Source organism: Rhodococcus sp. CX (assembly GCF_015865005.1).
Classification (GTDB): domain Bacteria; phylum Actinomycetota; class Actinomycetes; order Mycobacteriales; family Mycobacteriaceae; genus Rhodococcus.
The window spans coordinates 1-4,231 of the sequence record NZ_JADZGH010000167.1; the positions used below are offsets into that span (position 1 = coordinate 1).

General features: G+C 67.8%; 5 protein-coding genes. 3 read left to right on the forward strand and 2 right to left on the reverse strand.

Annotation, left to right across the window (positions count from 1 at the left end; all coding sequences use genetic code 11):
- Positions 1-446 (reverse strand): ABC transporter permease (locus I0Q12_RS17455; RefSeq protein ID WP_197253096.1); only part of this gene is annotated, 446 nt, incomplete at its 3' end.
- 313 nt (positions 447-759) lie between these two features.
- Positions 760-948, reverse strand: coding sequence for a hypothetical protein (locus tag I0Q12_RS17460; RefSeq protein WP_231610900.1), 189 nt, complete (start codon positions 946-948; stop codon positions 760-762).
- Between the two features lie 434 nt (positions 949-1,382).
- Between I0Q12_RS17460 and I0Q12_RS17465 the strand changes: the two genes are divergently transcribed.
- The 3 genes from I0Q12_RS17465 (at position 1,383) to I0Q12_RS17475 (ending at position 4,161) form a co-directional block, all read left to right on the forward strand.
- Positions 1,383-2,609 (forward strand): TetR/AcrR family transcriptional regulator, encoded by a 1,227-nt coding sequence (locus I0Q12_RS17465; protein ID WP_307846322.1) that lies wholly within the window; start codon positions 1,383-1,385, stop codon positions 2,607-2,609.
- Positions 2,610-2,611: 2 nt separating this feature from the next.
- The gene (locus I0Q12_RS17470; RefSeq protein ID WP_197253099.1) at positions 2,612-3,274 is read left to right on the forward strand and encodes an SDR family oxidoreductase; all 663 of its coding nucleotides are present in this window, start codon (positions 2,612-2,614) and stop codon (positions 3,272-3,274) included.
- Between the two features lie 80 nt (positions 3,275-3,354).
- Complete coding sequence (locus I0Q12_RS17475; protein ID WP_231610899.1) at positions 3,355-4,161, forward strand: alpha/beta fold hydrolase; 807 nt, start codon at positions 3,355-3,357, stop codon at positions 4,159-4,161.
- Positions 4,162-4,231 lie beyond the last annotated feature (70 nt).

Sequence of the window (4,231 nt, forward strand, 5' to 3'; positions counted from 1 at the left end):
GGCGCGACGAGGCGCTCGAGGACGTCGAGACCCATGACCTCCATCGCGTCGATCTCCTCGCGGATCTTGCGCGAGCCGAGATCGGTGCAGATCGCCGAGCCCGCCACACCGGCGAGCATGAGCGCGCACACGAGGGCGGAGGCCTGGCCGACGATGATGAAGGCGACGACGGCGCCGGAGTAGCCACCGGCACCGATCCGGCCGGCGAGTTCGCCGACCGACACTGCGATGAACACGCCGACCGGAATCATCAGCAGCAGCGACGGTCCCGTGCACACGCGCCCGATGAAGAGCGTCTGGGTCACCGTCTCGTACAGCGACAGCCGGCGTCGCAGCACGGCGACGGCGAGAACGACCAGCGACTGCACGGCGAATCCGATGAGGAAACCCCCCTCGGTCGCGACGTCGCGAACCGGCCCACGAGGAGCCGGCAATTCATAGGTCATCTACTGCATCCCTTCGGTTTTCACACAGGGGTGGCTCCGTCGATCGGGTACGGAAGCAGACGTCGATTCAGGGTGAAGTGTGACACACCCACCGACGCCGGGCAAGATCTAAGTGAACCGCGATTCTCATCAGACGGAGCGGGTGTGCCCATGGAAGCCAAGACGTACCGCACCGCTCACAACCTGGGAATATCTGTTTTCCGTCAGCGCTTTTCGCCGAGCGGCGGACGTTGACTACGATGCACCGATCGGACGGTTAGGAGAACGCCGATACTGCCCGCCGCACCGCGCAGGCAGCCCGTCGCACAGGCGACTAGGTCATGCACACGTTCGAGAACGTCAGCACCGGCCAGCAGACGATGGAACCGAGGAACGAGATCACCAGGTCGACACCCTCCATGTCGGAGAGATGCGAGGTGTGGGTGAGCGTCCAGACGACACCGATCAGGCCGTAGGGAATGGCGACCAGGACGACGAGACCGATGAACTCGGCGACGGACATCTCGTAGGACAGGACTTTGCGTGCGACATCGAGCACCGATCGGACTCCTGAACGATGGGCGGACAGTAGGTCGGGACGCCGGGTGTCCCCTGCAGCGCATCCATGCCCTACCCCCTCGGATGTGCATCCGTTGCAGATCCGGATGCGACGGACGCGGAGGAGGCTATCACCACCCAGCCGCAGAACTTCCACTTTTGTGAACAATCATTCCGCAGGAGTTGTTCGTTGGTCGGGCATCCCTCTTCGCGAGTAATTCCTGCTCACAGCAGTGCAGGCCGAAAGACCCTGTAACGGGAACGGGGCGAGGCCGAATATATGTGGACAGCGATTCGCAATCGTGGAATTGGCATATGCTCTCACGGAGCGACACACCCCAGCGAGCGTCATCCGGGCAACACCGACAGGGCAAACCGAGCGAACAGAGGCAGGTGCGCGTGGTCAGCAAGACTTCCTCCCCCCGGGTCGAGCGCCGGTCGCGGCCGAAGGACCGTCGCGACCGGATTGCGACCGCTGCCGCGATCGCCTTCGCCGAGCGCGGCTACCACGGGGTGAGCGTCGAGGACATCGCCGCCGAAGTGGGAATCACCAAATCCGCTCTCTATCGCCACTTTCCGGGAAAGTACGCGCTCTTCCTCAACTCGGCCCTGATCCTCCTCGACGCACTCGAAGCCGCACTCGAGCAATCGTCGGATCCGCTCCCGGGCAGCGCCTACGATCAGCTCCGCGCACATCTGTCCGCGATCATCGGCACCACGATCACGCATCGCCGCACCGCGGGCATCTACCGGTGGAAACGCCGGTACCTGCAGAAGGAGGACCGGCTGCCCATCCGCACGCGATCGTGGGAGGTGAACCGCGTCATCCGCGAATGCGTCATGCGGATCCGGCCGGAGCTGTCCGACCGGGACGCCTTCGTCACCGTCGCCGCGATGCTCAGTGTGATCGGGAGCATCACTGCGCACAGCCTCGTGCTCTCCCCGCGACGCACCGAGCAACTCCTGCTCGGCGCATGCACCGCGATCGCCGAATGCGACGCCGGCTCGTCCGGCACGAGCGTGACCGTTCCCGCGGCCGTCCCCGAGCCGGCCGCGGTGAGCAACATGCGTGAGGATCTGCTGCGGGCCTCGGTCCATCTCTTCCACGATCGGGGGTACGCCGAGATCGGGGTCGAGGAGATCGCCGCCGCGGTCGGCCTGCCGGCGTCCGGGGTCTACCGCTACTACCCGTCGAAGGCCGACATTCTCGCGGCCGCGTTCTACCGGGCCATCGACGGGCTCGAAGCGGCGGTCGCCGAGAAGCTTCGCACCGCCTCCGATCCGGTCGACGCGGTGCGGGCACTGACCGCGGTGTACGTGGAACTGTCGTTCTCGCAACGAGAGCTGATGTCCGTGTACTTTGCGGAGCTGGTCCACGTCGCACCCGGCCCCCGCGCGGACCTGCGGCTGCGGCAACGCTCGAACATCGAGCAGTGGGCGGCCCTCCTCCGCGAAGTCCGCCCGGGTCTGTCCGTCGTCGAATCACGGTTCCTGATGTACGGGGCGCTCAACCTGGTGTCCGATCTCGGCGTGTTCCTCGGGCCCGCCGCCGCACAGCAGGAAGCACCGCGCATCCACAATCTGATGATGATCACCCTGCTCGGTTCGAACGTCCCGGAGGAATAGGCATGGCACGCATCGCAATCGTCGGCGGACACGGGAAGGTGGCCCTGCACCTCGAACGGCTCCTGGCCGAGGCGGGGCACGAGACCACTGCTCTCATCCGCAATCCCGACCACGCCGACGATGTACGCGCAGCCGGCGGCAACCCGCTGGTCGCCGACGTGGAGCACCTCGACGTCACGGCGCTCGCCGATCTGCTGCGCGGTCACGATGCGGTGGTGTGGTCTGCGGGCGCGGGCGGCGGCAACCCGGCGCGCACCTACGCGGTGGACCGCGATGCCGCGATCGCCTCGATGACCGCGGCGCAGCAGGCGGGTGTGCGGCGCTACGTGATGGTGTCCTATTTCGGGGCCGGACCGGACCACGGCGTCGCCGAGGACAACAGCTTCTTCCCGTACGCGGAGGCGAAGGCGGCCGCCGACGCCCATCTGCGTGGCACCGACCTGGACTGGACCATCCTGGGTCCGGGGTCGCTGACGTCCGATCCGCCGACCGGGCTGATCGACACGGGTTCGGCCGCGGCCGGGGGCACGGTGAGCCGGGCCGACGTCGCAGCGGTCGCCGCCGCGGTGCTCGACCGTCCCGCGACGGTGCACCGCACCATCGAGTTCAACAACGGTCTGACACCGATCTCCGCGTTCCTCGACGCTCTCGGCACGAATTCGTGAACCCGCGATCGCGGTAGCGCCACCGGCGCTAGATTCCCCCGTAGTTCGCGACCGCACACACGGCGACGGGGGCACGGCCGATGGAGGCATCCGATGAGACCTGGGATTCGGGCATGGCCTGCATGCGGCTCGGGTCGGGTGCGCCGTTGGTGCTGTTACCGGGCCTGAGCTCTGATCATCGGGCGCCGGAGGGATTCGACCGCAAGGCGCAGCTCGGTGCGATGGCTCCGTACGCCGCACACCGGGAGGTGTGGTGGGTCAACCGGCCGACGGGCCTGGCCGCGGGCACCACGATCGCGGACCTGGCTCGTGCCTACGCCACCGCGCTACGTGCCAGGTTCGACGTGCCCGTCGACGTGATGGGCACCTCCACCGGTGGGAGCATCGCGCTCCAGCTCGCCGCGGACCACCCGGACGTGGTGCGCCGGCTCGTCCTGATCTCCTCGGCACATCGGCTCGGCCCCGGGCGTCGGGTCCAGCGGGATGCGGCCGCGGAGGTACGGGCGGGTCGTCCACGCCGCGCGATGGCCGGGCTCGCCGCCGCGACCGCCGCGCACGGCTGGTCGCGACGTCTGCTGTGGATCGCCGGCTGGCTGCTCGAACCCGCCATGCGCGGGCGCGGGCACGACGGACACAGTTACGACGACATGCTGATCGTCATCGATGCCGAGGACCGCTTCGACCTGTCGGACCGGCTCGCCGACATCCGGTGCCCGGTGCTGGTCGTCGGCGGCGACCGCGACGGCTTCTACAGCCCGGATCTCTTCGCGAAGACCGCGGACGGCGTCGCGAACGGACAGCTGGCGCTTTACCCCGGGGTCGGGCACGTGGGTGTCGTGCGCATCAGGCAGCTGCCCGGCGACGTGCTGGACTTTCTCGACCCCTGAGACGGTCCCGAAAGCACTGGAAATCCCTGGAAGCCGAATGCCGCACCGGCGCGGCCGGTGCGGCATTCGG

Excerpts from the sequence above, each read along its gene's own strand:
- I0Q12_RS17460 (WP_231610900.1), bottom strand. The coding sequence starts at position 948 with ATGTCCGTCGCCGAGTTCATCGGTCTCGTCGTCCTGGTCGCCATTCCC.
- I0Q12_RS17470 (WP_197253099.1), top strand. The coding sequence starts at position 2,612 with ATGGCACGCATCGCAATCGTCGGCGGACACGGGAAGGTGGCCCTGCAC.
- I0Q12_RS17475 (WP_231610899.1), top strand. The coding sequence starts at position 3,355 with ATGGAGGCATCCGATGAGACCTGGGATTCGGGCATGGCCTGCATGCGG.